The organism is Paenibacillus sp. GCM10027630 (genome assembly GCF_042676305.1).
Lineage (GTDB): Bacteria > Bacillota > Bacilli > Paenibacillales > NBRC-103111 > Paenibacillus_S.
In genome coordinates this window covers 16,885-33,797 of sequence record NZ_JBHTGY010000091.1, presented here as the reverse complement: position 1 = coordinate 33,797, position 16,913 = coordinate 16,885, and the positions used below count along the sequence as shown (strand labels likewise).

General features: G+C 43.4%; 24 protein-coding genes. All 24 read left to right on the top strand.

What is annotated here, in order from left to right; genetic code table 11:
• The first annotated feature begins 31 nt into the window (after nt 1-31).
• The 24 genes from rpoC to rplR all read left to right on the top strand — a co-directional run bounded on the left by rpoC (nt 32) and on the right by rplR (nt 16,895).
• The gene (rpoC, locus tag ACFQ0C_RS34105) at nt 32-3,652 is read left to right on the top strand and encodes a DNA-directed RNA polymerase subunit beta' (RefSeq protein ID WP_379373640.1); all 3,621 of its coding nucleotides are present in this window, start codon (nt 32-34) and stop codon (nt 3,650-3,652) included.
• Nucleotides 3,653-3,812: 160 nt separating this feature from the next.
• Nucleotides 3,813-4,064: a ribosomal L7Ae/L30e/S12e/Gadd45 family protein gene (locus tag ACFQ0C_RS34100; protein ID WP_379373639.1), complete on the top strand. Its 252-nt coding sequence runs from the start codon at nt 3,813-3,815 to the stop codon at nt 4,062-4,064.
• A gap of 125 nt (nt 4,065-4,189) precedes the next feature.
• Nucleotides 4,190-4,612, top strand: coding sequence for a 30S ribosomal protein S12 (gene rpsL, locus ACFQ0C_RS34095; RefSeq protein WP_171651078.1), 423 nt, complete (start codon nt 4,190-4,192; stop codon nt 4,610-4,612).
• A gap of 45 nt (nt 4,613-4,657) precedes the next feature.
• Nucleotides 4,658-5,128 carry a 30S ribosomal protein S7 gene (gene rpsG / locus ACFQ0C_RS34090; RefSeq protein WP_171651079.1) on the top strand — a complete coding sequence of 157 codons (471 nt, stop codon included), beginning with the start codon at nt 4,658-4,660 and terminating at the stop codon, nt 5,126-5,128.
• A 37-nt stretch (nt 5,129-5,165) separates the two neighbouring features.
• Complete coding sequence (fusA, locus tag ACFQ0C_RS34085; protein ID WP_379373636.1) at nt 5,166-7,241, top strand: elongation factor G; 2,076 nt, start codon at nt 5,166-5,168, stop codon at nt 7,239-7,241.
• A gap of 39 nt (nt 7,242-7,280) precedes the next feature.
• On the top strand, nt 7,281-8,471 hold the full coding sequence (tuf, locus tag ACFQ0C_RS34080) for an elongation factor Tu (RefSeq protein WP_258217815.1): 1,191 nt from the start codon (nt 7,281-7,283) through the stop codon (nt 8,469-8,471).
• Between the two features lie 243 nt (nt 8,472-8,714).
• Nucleotides 8,715-9,023, top strand: coding sequence for a 30S ribosomal protein S10 (rpsJ, locus tag ACFQ0C_RS34075; RefSeq protein WP_005544556.1), 309 nt, complete (start codon nt 8,715-8,717; stop codon nt 9,021-9,023).
• A 51-nt stretch (nt 9,024-9,074) separates the two neighbouring features.
• On the top strand, nt 9,075-9,698 hold the full coding sequence (rplC, locus tag ACFQ0C_RS34070; RefSeq protein WP_258217814.1) for a 50S ribosomal protein L3: 624 nt from the start codon (nt 9,075-9,077) through the stop codon (nt 9,696-9,698).
• Nucleotides 9,699-9,720: 22 nt separating this feature from the next.
• On the top strand, nt 9,721-10,344 hold the full coding sequence (gene rplD, locus ACFQ0C_RS34065; RefSeq protein WP_258217813.1) for a 50S ribosomal protein L4: 624 nt from the start codon (nt 9,721-9,723) through the stop codon (nt 10,342-10,344).
• Entirely contained in the window at nt 10,344-10,634 is a 291-nt protein-coding gene (gene rplW, locus ACFQ0C_RS34060; protein ID WP_171651084.1) for a 50S ribosomal protein L23, read from the top strand. Before rplD ends, rplW begins: the two co-directional genes overlap by 1 nt.
• Nucleotides 10,635-10,665: 31 nt before the next feature.
• Entirely contained in the window at nt 10,666-11,496 is an 831-nt protein-coding gene (gene rplB, locus ACFQ0C_RS34055) for a 50S ribosomal protein L2 (RefSeq protein ID WP_258217812.1), read from the top strand.
• 39 nt (nt 11,497-11,535) lie between these two features.
• On the top strand, nt 11,536-11,817 hold the full coding sequence (gene rpsS / locus ACFQ0C_RS34050) for a 30S ribosomal protein S19 (protein ID WP_171651086.1): 282 nt from the start codon (nt 11,536-11,538) through the stop codon (nt 11,815-11,817).
• Between the two features lie 40 nt (nt 11,818-11,857).
• Nucleotides 11,858-12,193, top strand: a complete 336-nt coding sequence (gene rplV / locus ACFQ0C_RS34045; RefSeq protein WP_171651087.1) for a 50S ribosomal protein L22 — start codon at nt 11,858-11,860, stop codon at nt 12,191-12,193.
• Between the two features lie 13 nt (nt 12,194-12,206).
• Nucleotides 12,207-12,872, top strand: coding sequence for a 30S ribosomal protein S3 (gene rpsC / locus ACFQ0C_RS34040; protein ID WP_258217811.1), 666 nt, complete (start codon nt 12,207-12,209; stop codon nt 12,870-12,872).
• Between the two features lie 2 nt (nt 12,873-12,874).
• Nucleotides 12,875-13,309, top strand: coding sequence for a 50S ribosomal protein L16 (rplP, locus tag ACFQ0C_RS34035; protein ID WP_171651089.1), 435 nt, complete (start codon nt 12,875-12,877; stop codon nt 13,307-13,309).
• Nucleotides 13,299-13,499: a 50S ribosomal protein L29 gene (rpmC, locus tag ACFQ0C_RS34030; protein WP_171651090.1), complete on the top strand. Its 201-nt coding sequence runs from the start codon at nt 13,299-13,301 to the stop codon at nt 13,497-13,499. The genes rplP and rpmC overlap by 11 nt, the downstream gene beginning before the upstream one ends.
• Nucleotides 13,500-13,523: 24 nt before the next feature.
• Nucleotides 13,524-13,787, top strand: a complete 264-nt coding sequence (gene rpsQ, locus ACFQ0C_RS34025; RefSeq protein WP_258217810.1) for a 30S ribosomal protein S17 — start codon at nt 13,524-13,526, stop codon at nt 13,785-13,787.
• Between the two features lie 42 nt (nt 13,788-13,829).
• On the top strand, nt 13,830-14,198 hold the full coding sequence (rplN, locus tag ACFQ0C_RS34020) for a 50S ribosomal protein L14 (RefSeq protein ID WP_171651092.1): 369 nt from the start codon (nt 13,830-13,832) through the stop codon (nt 14,196-14,198).
• Between the two features lie 120 nt (nt 14,199-14,318).
• Entirely contained in the window at nt 14,319-14,672 is a 354-nt protein-coding gene (gene rplX / locus ACFQ0C_RS34015; RefSeq protein WP_379373630.1) for a 50S ribosomal protein L24, read from the top strand.
• A gap of 32 nt (nt 14,673-14,704) precedes the next feature.
• On the top strand, nt 14,705-15,247 hold the full coding sequence (gene rplE, locus ACFQ0C_RS34010; RefSeq protein WP_171651093.1) for a 50S ribosomal protein L5: 543 nt from the start codon (nt 14,705-14,707) through the stop codon (nt 15,245-15,247).
• 35 nt (nt 15,248-15,282) lie between these two features.
• A complete protein-coding gene (locus tag ACFQ0C_RS34005) occupies nt 15,283-15,468 on the top strand; it encodes a type Z 30S ribosomal protein S14 (RefSeq protein ID WP_171651094.1) in 186 nt (61 codons plus the stop codon).
• 31 nt (nt 15,469-15,499) lie between these two features.
• Nucleotides 15,500-15,898 carry a 30S ribosomal protein S8 gene (gene rpsH, locus ACFQ0C_RS34000; RefSeq protein WP_171651095.1) on the top strand — a complete coding sequence of 133 codons (399 nt, stop codon included), beginning with the start codon at nt 15,500-15,502 and terminating at the stop codon, nt 15,896-15,898.
• Between the two features lie 30 nt (nt 15,899-15,928).
• Nucleotides 15,929-16,471 carry a 50S ribosomal protein L6 gene (gene rplF / locus ACFQ0C_RS33995; protein ID WP_379373627.1) on the top strand — a complete coding sequence of 181 codons (543 nt, stop codon included), beginning with the start codon at nt 15,929-15,931 and terminating at the stop codon, nt 16,469-16,471.
• Between the two features lie 55 nt (nt 16,472-16,526).
• On the top strand, nt 16,527-16,895 hold the full coding sequence (gene rplR / locus ACFQ0C_RS33990) for a 50S ribosomal protein L18 (RefSeq protein WP_258217807.1): 369 nt from the start codon (nt 16,527-16,529) through the stop codon (nt 16,893-16,895).
• Nucleotides 16,896-16,913: the final 18 nt, after the last annotated feature.

Sequence of the window (16,913 nt, the reverse complement as noted above, 5' to 3'; positions counted from 1 at the left end):
ATAGTACATTCTTCTTAAGGAGGGTTGCTCCTTGATGGACGTTAACAACTTCGAATTTATGAAAATTGGATTAGCTTCTCCAGAAAAGATACGTTCGTGGTCCCGCGGGGAAGTTAAAAAGCCGGAAACAATTAACTACAGAACCTTGAAACCTGAAAAGGAAGGTCTGTTTTGCGAAAAGATTTTTGGTCCAACAAAGGACTGGGAATGTCATTGCGGTAAGTATAAGCGTGTCCGTTATAAAGGCGTAGTTTGCGACCGTTGCGGTGTTGAGGTAACCCGTCAAAAGGTTCGCCGCGAACGCATGGGTCATATTGAACTGGCTGCACCCGTTTCTCATATTTGGTACTTCAAAGGAATTCCTAGCCGTATGGGCTTGGCATTGGATATGTCTCCTCGTTCACTCGAAGAGATTATCTACTTCGCTTCTTATGTAGTTACGGATCCAGGAGATACACCGCTTGAGAAGAAGCAGCTGTTGTCCGAAAAGGAATATCGCAGCTATCGTGAGAAATACGGCTATGCCTTCCAAGCTGGCATGGGCGCTGAGGCTGTGAAGAAGCTGCTTCAGGATATCGAGATCGAAAGAGAAGTGGAAATGCTTAAGGAAGAACTGAAGACCGCTCAAGGACAGCGCCGTAATCGTGCTATCAAGCGGTTGGAGGTAATGGAAGCATTCCGTAACTCAAAAAATATGCCTGGTTGGATGGTTCTGGATGTACTTCCGGTCATCCCGCCAGAGCTTCGTCCGATGGTTCAATTGGATGGAGGTCGTTTCGCGACTTCTGACTTGAATGACCTTTACCGTCGAGTAATCAACCGGAATAACCGTCTGAAAAGACTGTTGGACTTGGGTGCACCCGATATCATTGTTCAAAATGAGAAACGGATGCTGCAGGAAGCGGTTGATGCTTTGATCGATAACGGCCGTCGTGGTCGTCCTGTAACAGGTCCGGGTAATCGGCCTTTAAAATCGCTTAGCCATATGCTTAAAGGTAAGCAAGGTCGTTTCCGTCAAAACTTGCTAGGTAAACGTGTCGACTATTCCGGTCGTTCGGTTATCGTAGTAGGACCTAGTTTGAAAATGTACCAATGTGGTCTTCCGAAGGAAATGGCACTTGAGCTGTTCAAACCATTTGTTATGAAAGAGCTGGTTAATAAAGGCCTTGCTCATAATATCAAAAGCGCTAAACGCAAAGTTGAACGTGTCAGTCCTGAGGTTTGGGATGTATTGGAAGAAGTAATTAAGGAGCATCCGGTTCTGCTGAACCGTGCACCTACGCTGCATAGATTGGGTATTCAGGCGTTTGAGCCTATCCTGGTTGAAGGCCGCGCTATCAAGCTTCATCCATTGGTATGTACGGCATATAATGCCGATTTTGACGGTGACCAAATGGCGGTTCACGTTCCATTGTCCTCAGAAGCACAAGCGGAAGCTCGCGTGCTGATGTTGGCATCCGGTAACATTTTGAATCCAAAAGACGGTAAGCCGGTTGTTACACCTTCACAGGATATGATCTTGGGTAGTTTCTACTTAACTACCGATAATAAAGAAGCTAATGGAGCTTTAACGATTGTTCGTACTGTGCATGAAGCGGTATCCTTATACCAGCGCGGTGCTGCATCCTTGCATGCTCGTATAGCTATTCCTGCCAAAGCGTTGAACAAAACAAGCTTCACGCCTCAACAGCAAGAAGCTATGCTTATTACAACCATTGGTAAAGTCATTTTCAACGAAATATACCCAGAGGATTTCCCTTACATCAATGAGCCGACCAAGGCTAATTTGTTGGCAGGTGCTTCTGATCAATATTTTGTGTTCGATAAAGGCGCGAATATTCGCCAAATCATGTTGGATCTGCCTGAGGCTAAAGCTGTAGGTAAGGAATATCTGGGTTCGATTATCGCCGAGTGTTTCCGTAAATACCATACAACACTTACATCTATTATTTTGGACCGTATTAAGGAGCTTGGTTTTACTTATTCGACAAAAGCTGGTATCACCATCGCAGTTTCGGATGTAAACGTACCGCCTGAAAAGGTAGCCATTCTTAAAGAATCCGATGATAAAGTAAGTGTAGTAACTAATCAGTACCGCCGCGGCTTGATCACGGACGAAGAGCGTTATGACCGTGTCATTGCGATCTGGAGTAAAGCGAAGGATGAACTCACAGATATTCTGATGAAGTCACTCGACAAATATAACTCCATTAACATGATGGTTGAATCCAAAGCGCGTGGTAATAAGTCACAAATTACACAGCTTGGTGGTATGCGGGGTCTGATGGCTAACCCATCCGGTAAAATTATCGAGTTGCCTATCAAATCGAATTTCCGTGAAGGTCTGACGGTATTGGAGTACTTTATCTCTACCCACGGAGCGCGGAAAGGTTTGGCGGATACAGCCCTTCGTACAGCGGATTCAGGTTACCTGACTCGACGTCTGGTTGACGTAGCTCAAGATGTTATCGTACGTGATGAGGATTGCGGAACCGATAAAGGCTTTACTGTAAGCAGAATTCAAGACGGTAAAGAGGTTATTGAGGATCTGTATGACCGTATCGAAGGCAGATATGCTTTTGAAACGATTCGTAATCCAAAGAACGGCGAAGAAATCATTGGTCGCAATGAATTAATTGAAGCAGGAATTGCTGATAAAATCATTGAAGCCGGTATTGAAAAGCTGCAAATCCGTTCGGTATTAAGCTGCCGTTCCAGCCATGGTGTATGTAAAAAATGTTACGGTCGTAACTTGGCAACCGGACAGCATGTTGAAATCGGGGAAGCAGTTGGTATTATAGCTGCACAATCGATCGGAGAACCGGGAACTCAGTTGACGATGCGTACGTTCCATACCGGTGGTGTAGCAGGAGACGATATTACCCAAGGTTTGCCGCGTATTCAAGAGTTGTTCGAAGCGCGTAATCCTAAAGGGCAAGCCATTATCTCTGAGCTGGATGGTATTGTTAAAGATATTCGTGAAGCCAAAGACCGTCGGGAAATTGAGGTTTTGGGTGAAGCGGAATCCAAAGTTTATGCGGTTCCTTACGGCTCTCGTGTTCGCGTATCGCTCAATCAACAAGTTGAAGCAGGCGATGAGCTTACAGAAGGTTCAATTGATCCTAAGGAAATGCTTCGTATCAAAGGGATTCGCGGCGTACAGAACTACATTTTGCAGGAAGTACAACGCGTATACCGTAACCAAGGGGTAGAAATTAACGATAAGCATATCGAAGTAATGATTCGTCAGATGCTTCGTAAAATACGTATCGTTGATGCAGGTAACACTACTCTATTGCCAGGTGCATTTGTGGATATCCACGAGTATGAAGATGCTAACAAAGTAGCTTTATTCTCGGATCAAGAGCCTGCTGTTGCGAAACCTGTGTTGTTGGGTATCACAAAAGCATCACTTGAAACGGATTCCTTCTTGTCCGCGGCTTCCTTCCAAGAAACGACAAGAGTATTGACTGATGCAGCGATTAAAGGCAAGGTCGATCAGCTTCTTGGATTGAAAGAGAATGTTATCATCGGTAAGCTGATTCCAGCAGGAACAGGAATGCCGAGATACCGCAACATTCGTATAACCAACCCGAATGAAGTGGGAATCGTTGAGGATTCCTTAGATATGGAACCAGTTCCAGTAGAATAACGATCTACAAGAAAAGCATAATGGTTGCCTTCATGAGGAGCTCAATGTGAATTCTTTATGAAGGCAAGTGTTTTTCTTGACAATGGTGCTTTCATAGTGCTAATATATCGAAGTGTGCCAATTTATCAATAGTCTCCTGTCCTTTGGAGGATGTTTTTACATGTCTTATGAAAAAGTAAAACAGGCTGCGAACATAAGTACAGGCACAAAGCAAGTTGCAAAAATGGTAGAATTGGGCAAGGCTTCAGAAGTTTTTGTTGCTAAAGATGCAGATCCGCGAATAACGATAAAAATAGTTAACCTTTGCAAGAAACTGGAGGTTAAAGTAACATACGTTGACTCTATGAAGTTGTTAGGTAAGGCGTGTGGTATTGAAGTTGGAGCTGCTGTAGCAGCTGTAGTAAATGAATAATGCAAATGCGTTTTTGCCGCAAAACTGCAAAGTGGTGCTGGTAGAAACTTTTCCTTTGTTCATTTACGATTCGCCTGGATCTGTGGGCTTGAAATGAATGATCAATTTCGGAAGGAGGTGGCGAAATGCCAACAATTAACCAGCTCGTTCGTAAAGGACGTCAAGCAAAGGTGGAAAAGTCGAAGTCTCCGGCTCTTCAAAAAGGTTTTAACGCTCTGAAAAGAGAATCAACCAATATCAGCGCTCCTCAAAAGCGTGGTGTATGTACTCGTGTAGGTACTATGACACCAAAGAAGCCGAACTCCGCTCTTCGTAAATATGCTCGTGTTCGTCTTACAAATCGTGTTGAGGTAACTGCGTACATCCCAGGTATCGGACACAACTTGCAAGAGCACAGTGTTGTATTGATCCGTGGAGGAAGAATTAAAGATCTTCCAGGGGTACGTTATCACATCGTGCGCGGTGCATTGGATACTTCCGGTGTTAACAACCGTAAACAAGCTCGTTCCAAATATGGTGCGAAGCGTCCAAAAGCAGCGAAAAAGTAATAAAAAATTAGCAACGAATGAACTTTTTCAGAAAGGGGGATAACTATGCCTCGTAAAGGTCCAGTTACTCGCAGAGACGTATTGCCAGATCCTATTTATAATAGCAAACTGGTAACTCGTTTAATCAACCGCATTATGCTAGATGGCAAAAGAGGGGTCGCTCAGACCATTCTATACAACGCTTTTAACATGATCCAAGAACGTACAGGTAAAGAGCCGATGGAAGTGTTTGAAGCAGCTATCAAAAACATTATGCCTGTACTAGAAGTTAAAGCACGCCGTGTTGGTGGTGCCAACTACCAGGTGCCTATCGAAGTAAGACCAGATCGTCGTACGACTCTGGGTCTTCGTTGGTTGGTGAACTACTCTCGCCTTCGCGGTGAGAAAACAATGGAAGAAAGATTGGCTCAAGAAATTATTGATGCCAGCAACAACACAGGTTCTTCCGTTAAGAAACGTGAAGACACACATAAAATGGCGGAAGCTAACAAAGCATTCGCACATTATCGTTGGTAGAATTAAAATTCCTGATTAATTGGAAGGAGACATCCTGATGGCTAGAGAGTACTCCTTGGACAATACGCGTAATATCGGGATTATGGCGCATATTGATGCGGGCAAAACTACAACCACTGAGCGGATCTTGTTCTACACAGGTATCACCCATAAAATCGGTGAAGTGCACGAAGGTGCAGCAACGATGGACTGGATGGAACAAGAGCAAGAGCGCGGAATAACCATCACTTCCGCTGCAACAACTACTCACTGGAAGGGTAAACGCATCAATATTATCGATACCCCGGGACACGTAGACTTCACGGTTGAAGTGGAACGTTCTCTTCGCGTGTTGGACGGAGCTGTTGGTGTTTTCAGCGCTAAAGAAGGCGTTGAGCCACAGTCCGAAACAGTTTGGAGACAAGCTGACAAATACAGCGTTCCTCGTATTGCTTATGTTAATAAAATGGACATCATCGGTGCTGACTTCTTGGCAGTTATTGAGCAAATGCGCGAAAAGCTAGGTGCTAACGCGGTTGCTATTCAATTGCCAATCGGTGCTGAGAATGATTTCATTGGTATTATTGACTTAATCGAACAAGTTGCCTACATCTTCAAAGATGATTTGGGTAAAGAAGTAGATAAAGTCGAGATTCCTGAAGAGTACAAAGCAAAAGCGGATGAGCTTCGTCTTGAGCTAATTGAAAAAGTAGCTGAACTTGATGAAGAACTTACTATGAAGTACCTTGAAGGTGAAGAACTTTCTGTCGATGAGATTAAAGCTGCTCTTCGTGTAGGTACTTGCCAAGTTAAAATCTTCCCTGTTGTGTGTGGTTCTTCTTATAGAAACAAAGGCGTTCCATTGATGATCGATGCTGTTGTCGATTATTTGCCGGCTCCAACCGATGTTCCAGATATTAAAGGTACATTGGATGATGGTACGGAAGTAATTCGTAAATCTGCTGATGATCAACCGTTCTCTGCTCTTGCTTTCAAGATCATGACGGATCCTTTCGTTGGTAAGTTGACGTTCTTCCGCGTATACTCCGGTGTGTTGAATGCTGGTTCATACGTAATCAACTCCACAAAAGGCAAGCGCGAGCGCGTTGGCCGTATCCTTCAGATGCATGCCAACAGTCGTCAAGAAATCAGTATCGTTTATTCCGGAGATATCGCTGCAGCTGTTGGTCTTAAAGATACAACAACTGGAGACACTCTCTGTGATGAGAAAAACCAAGTAATCTTGGAATCCATGAACTTCCCTGAACCAGTTATTCAATTGGCTGTTGAGCCGAAAACGAAAGCCGACCAAGACAAAATGGGCATTGCATTGTCCAAATTGGCTGAAGAGGATCCAACTTTCCGTGCTCACACCGACGAAGAAACAGGCCAAACTATCATCGCTGGTATGGGTGAGCTTCACCTTGAGATTCTCGTTGACCGTATGTTGCGTGAGTTTAAAGTAGAAACCAATGTGGGTAAACCACAGGTTGCTTATCGCGAAACATTCCGTCAAGAGGCAAGAGTTGAAGGTAAATTCGTACGTCAGTCCGGTGGTCGTGGACAGTATGGACATTGTTGGGTTATTTTCTCTCCACAAGAAGCCGGTGCAGGATTCTTGTTCGAGAGCAAAGTAGTTGGGGGTTCGATTCCGAGAGAATATATCGCGCCAATTCAGGCCGGTATCGAAGAATCCATGAAAAACGGCGTTATTGCCGGCTTCCCGATGGTTGATATCAAAGCTACCGTTGTTGACGGTTCTTACCATGATGTTGACTCCAATGAGATGGCATTTAAAATTGCTGGATCGATGGCGTTGAAAGCAGCAGTAGAGAAATGTGCTCCTGTTTTGCTTGAGCCAATCATGAAGGTAGAAGTAACTGTTCCTGAAGAGTACATGGGCGATGTTATGGGTGACCTTAACTCCCGTCGTGGACGTATCGAAGGTATGGATGCGCGCTTTGGCGCACAAATCATCCGTGCTAAGGTGCCTTTGTCTGAGATGTTCGGTTACTCCACTACATTGCGTTCCCGTACACAAGGCCGCGGAGTTTACTCCATGGAAATTTCTCACTATGAAGAAGTGCCTAAGTCAATTGCAGAAGAAATTATTGCAAAACACAAAGGCGCATAAATAATAAAACGTCTATTATAATAAGGAGGCAATCTAATCATGGCAAAAGCTAAATTTGAACGTAATAAACCGCACGTGAATATCGGTACTATCGGTCACGTTGACCATGGTAAAACAACTCTTACGGCTGCTATCACAACTGTATTGTCCAAAAGATACGGTGGAGCAGCGGTTGCTTTTGATCAAATCGACAAAGCACCAGAAGAGCGCGAGCGCGGTATCACTATCTCCACAGCTCACGTTGAATATGAAACTCCTAACCGTCACTACGCACACGTAGACTGCCCAGGCCATGCTGACTATGTTAAAAACATGATCACTGGTGCTGCACAAATGGACGGAGCTATCCTGGTTGTATCCGCAGCTGACGGCCCTATGCCGCAAACTCGTGAGCACATCCTGTTGTCCCGCCAAGTAGGCGTACCTTACATCGTTGTATTCTTGAACAAATGCGACATGGTAGAAGACGAAGAGCTTCTTGAATTGGTTGAAATGGAAGTTCGCGATCTTCTTAACGAATATGAATTCCCAGGTGATGATACTCCAATCATCCGTGGAGCAGCTCGTGAAGCTCTTCAAAACCCAGATGGTCCTTGGGCTGACAAAATCGTTGAGTTGTTTGAGCAAGTTGACACATACATTCCAACTCCTGAGCGTCAAACAGATAAGCCTTTCTTGATGCCTGTTGAGGATGTATTCTCCATCACAGGTCGTGGTACTGTTGCTACGGGTCGTGTTGAGCGTGGTACAGTTAAAGTTCAAGAAGAAGTTGAAATTCTTGGTCTTCAAGAAGAAACTCGTAAATGCGTAGTAACAGGCGTTGAGATGTTCCGTAAATTGTTGGATTCCGCACAAGCGGGCGACAACATTGGCGCATTGCTTCGTGGTGTTGACCGTAAAGATATCGAGCGTGGCCAAGTTTTGGCTAAGCCGGGTTCAGTTAAAGCACACACTGCTTTCTCTGCACAAATCTACGTTCTTACTAAAGAAGAGGGTGGCCGTCATAAGCCTTTCTTCACAGGCTACCGTCCACAATTCTATTTCCGTACAACTGACGTAACGGGTATCATCACCCTTCCAGAAGGTACAGAAATGGTTATGCCTGGTGATAACATCACAGTTACTGTTGAACTAATTGCTCCAATCGCTATCGAAGAAGGAACTCGCTTCGCGATTCGTGAAGGCGGACGTACTGTTGGTGCGGGCGCGGTAGCAACAATCAGCAAGTAATTTTAGGCCTATAAATCCCTTCATCTTCACCAAGATGAGGGGATTTATTTTTTTTAGGCATATTCATTATTATTTCCTTGCTTTTTGTTTATATTTTTGATATTATAGTGAACGTTGGTCTGTGACGTTGCGATGATGTGAGAGGTTGCTGACACACCCGGCCCCTTTGCCATAGGAGTCGAGTCAGGAGATTTTCACGGAGTATGTCCGATACTAAATTGGGCGATAGAAGGAGGGAATACTATGGCTAAGCAAAAAATTCGTATTCGTTTGAAGGCTTATGATCACAGAATTTTGGATCAATCAGCTGAGAAGATCGTGGAAACAGCAAAACGTTCCGGTGCAGGTGTATCGGGTCCGATACCGCTGCCTACGGAAAAGCAAATCATTACGATTTTGCGTGCGGTTCACAAATACAAGGATTCACGCGAGCAATTCGAAATGCGCACACATAAGCGTTTGATCGATATTGTAAATCCAACACCACAAACTGTTGATGCGTTGATGCGTTTGGATCTGCCATCCGGTGTGGATATCGAAATTAAATTGTAATTCACATGTGTATAAATATATGAACGTATGAGAAGAAAAGAGGTGTCAACGATGACTAAAGGTATCTTAGGAAAAAAACTTGGAATGACTCAAGTGTTTACTCCAGAAGGATTGGTAATTCCGGTAACGGTAATTCAAGCAGGACCTTGTACTGTTCTACAGAAGAAGGATGCTGAGAATGATGGTTACGAAGCAATCCAAATCGGTTTTGAAGATAAGAAAGAAAAAAATGCCATCAAACCTGAGTTGGGCCATGCGAAGAAAGCAGGCGCAACACCTAAGCGCTACATTAAAGAATTCCGCGGTATTCAGATTTCTGAATACGAAGTTGGCCAAGAAATCAAAGCTGACTTATTCGCAGAAGGTGAATTCGTTGATGTAACAGGCACTTCCAAAGGTAAAGGGTTCCAAGGCGTTATCAAAAGACATAACCAATCTACAGGTCCGATGGCTCACGGTTCTCGTTATCATCGTGGTCCAGGTTCCATGGGTTCTATCCAAGCGAACCGCGTTCCTAAAGGTAAAAAGCTTCCAGGACATATGGGTAATGAAACAGTTACCATTCAACGTCTAGAAGTGGTTAAAGTTGATTTGGAACGTAATGTTCTTCTAATTAAAGGTTCCATTCCTGGACCTAAAAATAGCTACGTTAGCGTTAAATCAACAGTAAAGTAAAACAGGAAAGGAGGATTTTCAAATGCCAAAAGTAGCAGTTTATAATGTTAGTGGCTCCCAGGTAGGAGAAGTTGAATTAGCTGATTCCGTATTCGGTATCGAGCCGCATTCGCATGTATTGAATGAAGCCGTATTGATGCAGCGCGCTTCCTTACGTCTTGGAAACCATAAAGTAAAAGGTCGTTCAGAAGTTCGCGGCGGTGGTCGTAAGCCTTGGAAACAAAAAGGTACTGGCCGTGCTCGTCAAGGTAGTATCCGTGCTCCTCAATGGAAAGGCGGCGGTGTTGTATTCGGACCGACACCAAGAAGCTATTCTTACAAGCTTCCTAAAAAAGTTCGTCGTCTAGCGATTAAGTCTGCATTATCTTCCAAGGTAATTAGCAACGAAATCATCGTGTTGGATCAATTGCAATTGAATCAACCGAAGACGAAAGAGTTTGCAGCGATTCTTAGCAATTTGAAAGTTGACCGTAAGGCTTTGGTTGTAACAGCTGGTTATGAAGAAAACGTAGCATTATCCGCACGTAATATTCCTGGAGTTAAGTTCGTAGTAGCTGAAGGAATTAACGTATTGGATGTTATGGTTTACGACAAGCTGATTATTACTAAGGACGCGGTACAGAAGGTAGAGGAGGTGTTTGCGTAATGAAGAACCCTCGCGACATTATCAAACGTCCAGTGATCACGGAACGTACTAGTGACATGATGACCGAGAAGAAATATGTCTTTGAAGTGGAACTCCGTTCGAACAAAACGGAAATTAAGCAAGCAATCGAGCAAATTTTCAAAGTGAAAGTTACTAATGTTAACACAATGAGAATGCCAGCAAAACCTAAGCGTTACGGCCGTCACTCGGGATACACATCGGAATGGAAGAAAGCGATTGTTTCCTTGAGCGCAGACAGCAAAGAACTAGAATTTTTTGAAACTGTGTAATCTAACTTTTTGAAGTAAGGAGGGAATCCTAGTGCCAATCAAAAAATATAAACCAACATCACCAGCAAGACGTGCTATGTCGGTTTCAACGTTTGAAGAAATTACGACAGCTACACCGGAGAAATCATTGCTTGCTCCGTTGTTCAAAAAAGCGGGTCGTAACAATCAAGGTAAAATTACGGTTCGTCACCAAGGTGGAGGACATAAGCGTAAATACCGGATTATCGATTTTAAACGGAATAAAGATGGAATACCAGGTAGCGTTGCTACAATTGAGTATGATCCTAACCGTTCCGCTAACATCGCTTTGATTCATTATGCTGATGGAGAGAAACGTTATATCATCGCTCCAAAAGGCTTGAAAGTTGCTGATAAAATTGAATCAGGTCCTGGATCAGATATCAAAATCGGTAATGCATTGCCGCTTGAGAATATTCCAGTAGGTACTGTGATTCATAACATTGAGTTGAAGCCAGGCAAAGGCGGCCAATTGGTACGCGCAGCCGGTACAGAAGCTCAATTGTTGGGTAAGGAAGACCGTTATGTTACCATTCGTCTTTCCTCTGGTGAGGTTAGAAAGATCTTGAAAGTTTGCCGCGCGACAATCGGTTCCGTTGGTAACGAAGATTATGAATTGGTTAAAATCGGTAAAGCAGGACGTTCTCGCTGGTTGGGTCAAAGACCTGAAGTCCGCGGCGTAGTAATGAACCCGAATGATCACCCACACGGTGGTGGTGAAGGCCGTGCTCCTATCGGTCGTAAATCTCCTATGTCTCCTTGGGGTAAACCAACTCTTGGTTATAAAACTCGTAAAAAAGGTAAAGCTTCTGATAAATATATCGTACGTCGTCGTACGAAGTAATTCATTTCTCGGAACGGTTGAAGAAGGGAGGAACGAAACATGGGTCGTAGTTTGAAAAAAGGTCCTTTCGTAGACGACTATCTTTTGAAGAAAGTTGCTGCGGTTGGTGACAGTACTACTAAGAAATCAGTGATCAAAACTTGGTCGCGTCGCTCTACTATTTTCCCGCAATTTATCGGTCATACTTTTGCGGTATATGATGGTAAAAAGCACGTGCCGGTTTACGTAACGGAAGATATGGTTGGACATAAACTAGGTGAGTTTGCTCCAACTCGTACTTACAAAGGTCATGGTGACGACAAGAAAACAAGCAAACGCTAAGTTTTCACGAATTAAGTTGTAAATGAAAGGAGGTACTTCCATGCAACAAGCAAAATCCATTGCAAGATTCGTTCGAATTGCACCTCGTAAGGCGCAATTGGTGATCGACTTGATCCGCGGTAAGCAAGTTGGAGAGGCAATTGCAATCTTGCGTCATACGCCTAGATCAGCATCTCCAATCGTTGAGAAGGTTTTGAATTCTGCAATTGCAAATGCAGAGCACAACTATTCCATGGACCCTAACAGCTTGGTTATTTCTCAGGCATTTGTTAATCAGGGGCCGACAATGAAAAGATTCCGTCCTCGCGCTATGGGACGTGCGAGTCGTATCAATAAACGTACCAGCCACATTACAGTAGTGGTATCTGAAAAATAAGGAGGGATAACGTGTGGGTCAGAAAGTAAACCCGGTAGGACTTAGAATTGGGATTATTCGCGATTGGGAATCCAAATGGTTCGCAGGTAAAGATTTTGGCGACTTGCTTATGGAAGATGTCAAAATTCGTGAATACTTAAAGCAAAAGCTGAAAGATTCAGCTCTTTCTCATATTGATATCGAACGTGCAGCTAACCGTGTAAATGTTACTATTCATACGGCGAAGCCTGGTATGGTTATCGGTAAGGGCGGTTCTGAGATTGAAGTGATCCGTACTTATATCGCAAACCTGTCTAACGGTAAGAAAATTCACATCAATATCTCTGAAATCAAAAACCCTGAGCTTGACGCGATTCTTGTTGCTGAAAGCATTGCTCAACAATTGGAGCGTCGTGTATCGTTCCGTCGTGCAATGAAACAAGCTATTCAAAGAACAATGAGATCCGGAGCAAAAGGTATCAAAACATCAGTTAGCGGTCGTTTAGGCGGAGCTGAAATCGCTAGACAAGAAGGCTACAGTGAAGGTACAGTACCTCTTCATACACTTCGTGCAGATATTGACTATGGTACAGCTGAAGCAGCTACTACCTACGGCCGTATCGGCGTAAAAGTGTGGATCTATCGCGGCGAAGTTCTTCCAACGGCTAAGAAAAAGGCTGTTACGGAAGGAGGCAACTAATTATGTTAGTTCCTAAACGTGTAAAACACCGTAAAGAGCACCGTGGCAAAATGCGCGGCCAAGCTAAAGGCGGAGCGGAAGTACATTTCGGTGAATTCGGTTTGCAAGCTATGGAGCCTGCATGGGTTACCAACCGTCAAATCGAAGCTGCTCGTATTGCTATGACTCGTTATATCAAACGTGGCGGTAAAGTATGGATTAAAATTTTCCCAGCTAAACCAGTTACACAAAAACCGCTTGAAGTGCGTATGGGTAGCGGTAAAGGTAACGTGGAAAAATGGGTTGCTGTTGTAAAACCAGGTAAAGTAATGTTTGAATTGGCTGGTGTTAGCGAAGAGATTGCTCGCGAAGCAATGCGTCTTGCTTCTCACAAGCTGCCAATCAAAACTAAGTTTGTTAAAAGAGAAGATGTAGGTGGTGAAGCAAATGAAAGCTAGTGAATTTCGTAACTTAACCACTGCTGAGATTGAACAAAAGATTTCTGGGTTTAAGGAACAACTCTTTAGCCTCCGTTTTCAACTAGCTACCGGTCAACTGGATAATCCAGTCCAGATTCGAGAAGTCCGCAAAGAGATTGCTCGTGCAAAGACTGTTTTGCGTGAAAGAGAACTGGGAATCATTAGTTAATGAATGAGAGAGGAGGATTTTCCAATGAGTGAACGTAATGATCGTAAAACTCAAGTTGGCAAAGTCGTGAGCGACAAAATGGACAAAACCATTGTTATCGCTGTTGAAACATACAAGAAACACGATCTTTATCACAAGAGAATCAAATATACTAAGAAATTTAAAGCACATGATGAAAACAACGAAGCTAAAATCGGTGATGTTGTTAAAGTTATGGAAACTCGTCCGATTTCCAAAGACAAACGTTGGAGATTGATCGAAGTAGTAGAAAAAGCCGTAATCGTTTAAGATATGCATTGATGCATCAATTCCGGAAGGAGGGTTTAAACAATGATTCAACCTCTATCTCGTTTAAATGTGGCTGATAACTCAGGCGCCAAACAACTTATGTGTATTCGTGTGTTGGGTGGTACTGGTCGTCGTGTGGGTCACATCGGTGATTTAATCATTTGTTCCGTGAAAGAAGCAACACCAGGCGGCGTTGTCAAAAAAGGTGATGTAGTTAAGGCGGTTATCGTTCGCACTAAACGTGGAGCTCGTCGTAAAGATGGTTCTTACATTAGCTTTGATGAAAATGCGGCTGTAATCGTAAAAGACGATAAGAGTCCTCGTGGAACTCGTATCTTCGGACCAGTTGCTCGTGAACTTCGCGACAGAGAATTCATGAAAATCGTTTCTCTTGCACCAGAAGTTATCTAATAAGAAGCTGCTAAGCAGCTGAATGATATATAATTCTTACGAAATTAGCTTTCTAACGAAAACTAAACGTAAGCTTTCGAAGCTAACGTTCTACGAACGTTCTCAGGAGGTGGAAACTCAATGCCAAAGCAACCCAAGAAATTGGAGTCTCATAATAACAAATTGAACGTGAAAAAAGATGATACTGTGTTTGTGATTACTGGTAAAGATAAAGGCAAAAAAGGCCGTATAATCGCAGCATACCCTCGTGAAAATCGCGTGCTGGTTGAAGGTGTGAACTTGATCAAGAAGCACACTAAGCCATCACAAGCTAATCCTCAAGGTGGTATCATTTCTCAAGAAGCACCAATTCACGTATCCAACGTGATGCTGATTGATCCTAAGAGCGGCCAACCTACTCGTGTAGGTTACAAAGTTTTGGACAACGGAAAAAAAGTGCGTATTGCTAGAAAATCCGGTGAAGTCATCGATTAATCGTATAAGGTAGGAAAGGAGGTACATGAAACATGGCAGCAAGATTAAAGGATCGTTTTCTGAACGAGGTTACTCCTGCGTTAATTCAAAAGTTTAACTATAGTACAGTAATGCAGGTGCCTAAGATTGAGAAAGTCGTTATCAACATGGGTGTTGGTGAAGCAGTTTCCAACTCCAAAGTGCTGGATGTGGCGGTTCAAGATCTTCAGCTAATCTCGGGTCAAAAACCGGTAGTAACAAAAGCAAAAAAATCAATCGCAGGTTTTAAATTGCGTGAGAATATGCCAATCGGCGTAAAGGTAACTTTGCGCGGCGAGCGTATGTATCATTTCTTGGATAAATTGTTCAACGTGGCTCTTCCACGTGTTCGTGACTTCCGCGGCGTTTCTTCCAAAGCATTTGACGGTCGTGGGAACTACACTTTGGGTCTTAAAGAACAATTGATTTTCCCGGAAGTAGAGTACGATAAAGTAGATAAAGTACGCGGTATGGATATCGTTATTGTTACAACTGCTAAATCAGACGAAGAGTCCCGTGAATTATTAACTCAATTAGGTATGCCGTTTACGAAGTAATTCGGATCGGTTAAGCCCCGGAGGTGTAAAAGTAAGTGGCAAAAACTTCAATGATAGTGAAGCAGCAGCGCCCTCCTAAATTTAAGGTGCAGGCTTACACTCGCTGCGAACGCTGCGGTCGTCCGCATTCAGTTCTTCGGAAATTCAAGATTTGCAGAATTTGTTTCCGTGAACTAGCATACAAAGGCCAGATTCCTGGCGTTAAAAAAGCAAGCTGGTAAAACCCAAGTTTCGGGAAGGAGGTTTACAAAAATGGTGATGTCAGATCCAATTGCAGATATGCTTACTCGCATTCGTAATGCAAATGTAGTGCGTCATGAGACGGTAGAAATTCCTGCTTCAACGATCAAAAGAGAAATTGCTGAGATCTTGAAAAAAGAAGGTTTCATCCGCGACGCTGAATATATCGAAGATAACAAGCAAGGGATTATCCGTTTGTTCTTGAAATACGGTCCTAACAATGAGCGTGTTATCTCCGGTCTTAAAAGAATCAGCAAGCCTGGCTTGCGTGTTTATACAAAAAGTCAAGAGGTTCCTCGTGTACTTGGCGGTTTGGGGATTGCGATTATTTCCACTTCCCACGGTGTCATGACAGATAAGGAAGCTCGTCAAACCAAAGCCGGCGGAGAAGTTATCTGCTACGTTTGGTAATCAGAACTTAAATGAACGGAGGTGCATACCATGTCCCGTATTGGTCGTAAGCCAATTACAATCCCTGGTGGCGTTAATGTCACTTTGGAAAACACTCGTGTAACGGTTAAAGGTCCTAAAGGTACTTTATCCCGCGAATTACACAAAGACATGAAGATCGTTATTACTGAAACTGAGCTTTTAGTAGAACGTCCTTCTGATAATAAACTACATCGTTCCCTTCATGGAACAACAAGAAGTGTTGTTGCTAACATGGTTAGCGGTGTTACAGACGGCTTTGTTAAAAACCTTGATTTGGTTGGTGTAGGTTACCGTGCGAATAAAACTGGCAACAAGCTGGTTTTGAACGTTGGTTACTCCCATCCGGTTGAAATTGAGCCAGAGAACGGTATTGAGTTCGAAGTACCTACAAATACCAAAATTATTGTTAGAGGTATCGATAAAGAATTGGTCGGCGCTACTGCAGCGAAGGTTCGTTCTGTTCGTGAGCCTGAACCATATAAAGGTAAAGGTATTAAGTACGAAGGCGAGCGTATTCTTCGTAAAGAAGGTAAAGCTGGTAAGAAGAAGTAAGCTAATCGCTTAGAGCGATAGTGTTTCAGTCATGTTGAAAGGAGTGAACCTCGGAATGATTACAAAAGCCGATAAAAATAAAGCTCGTCTAAAAAGACATCTTCGTGTACGTAAGAAAATTCAAGGAACGGCTGAACGTCCACGCTTGAATATCTTCCGCTCATCCAAACACATGTACGCTCAATTGATTGATGATGTGTCGGGCGTAACAATCGCTTCCGCTTCAACTCAAGATAAAGAGTTGAAAGACGGTATCGGTAACGGTGGTAATATTGACGCAGCTCGCAAGGTCGGATCTTTGATTGCTGAGCGTGCTAAAACGACTGGTGTTGTAAAAGTTGTTTTTGACCGCGGCGGGTACTTATATCACGGACGTGTGCAAGCTTTAGCTGATGCAGCTCGTGAAGCAGGTCTTGAATTTTAATAGAATTAACAAGGAGGT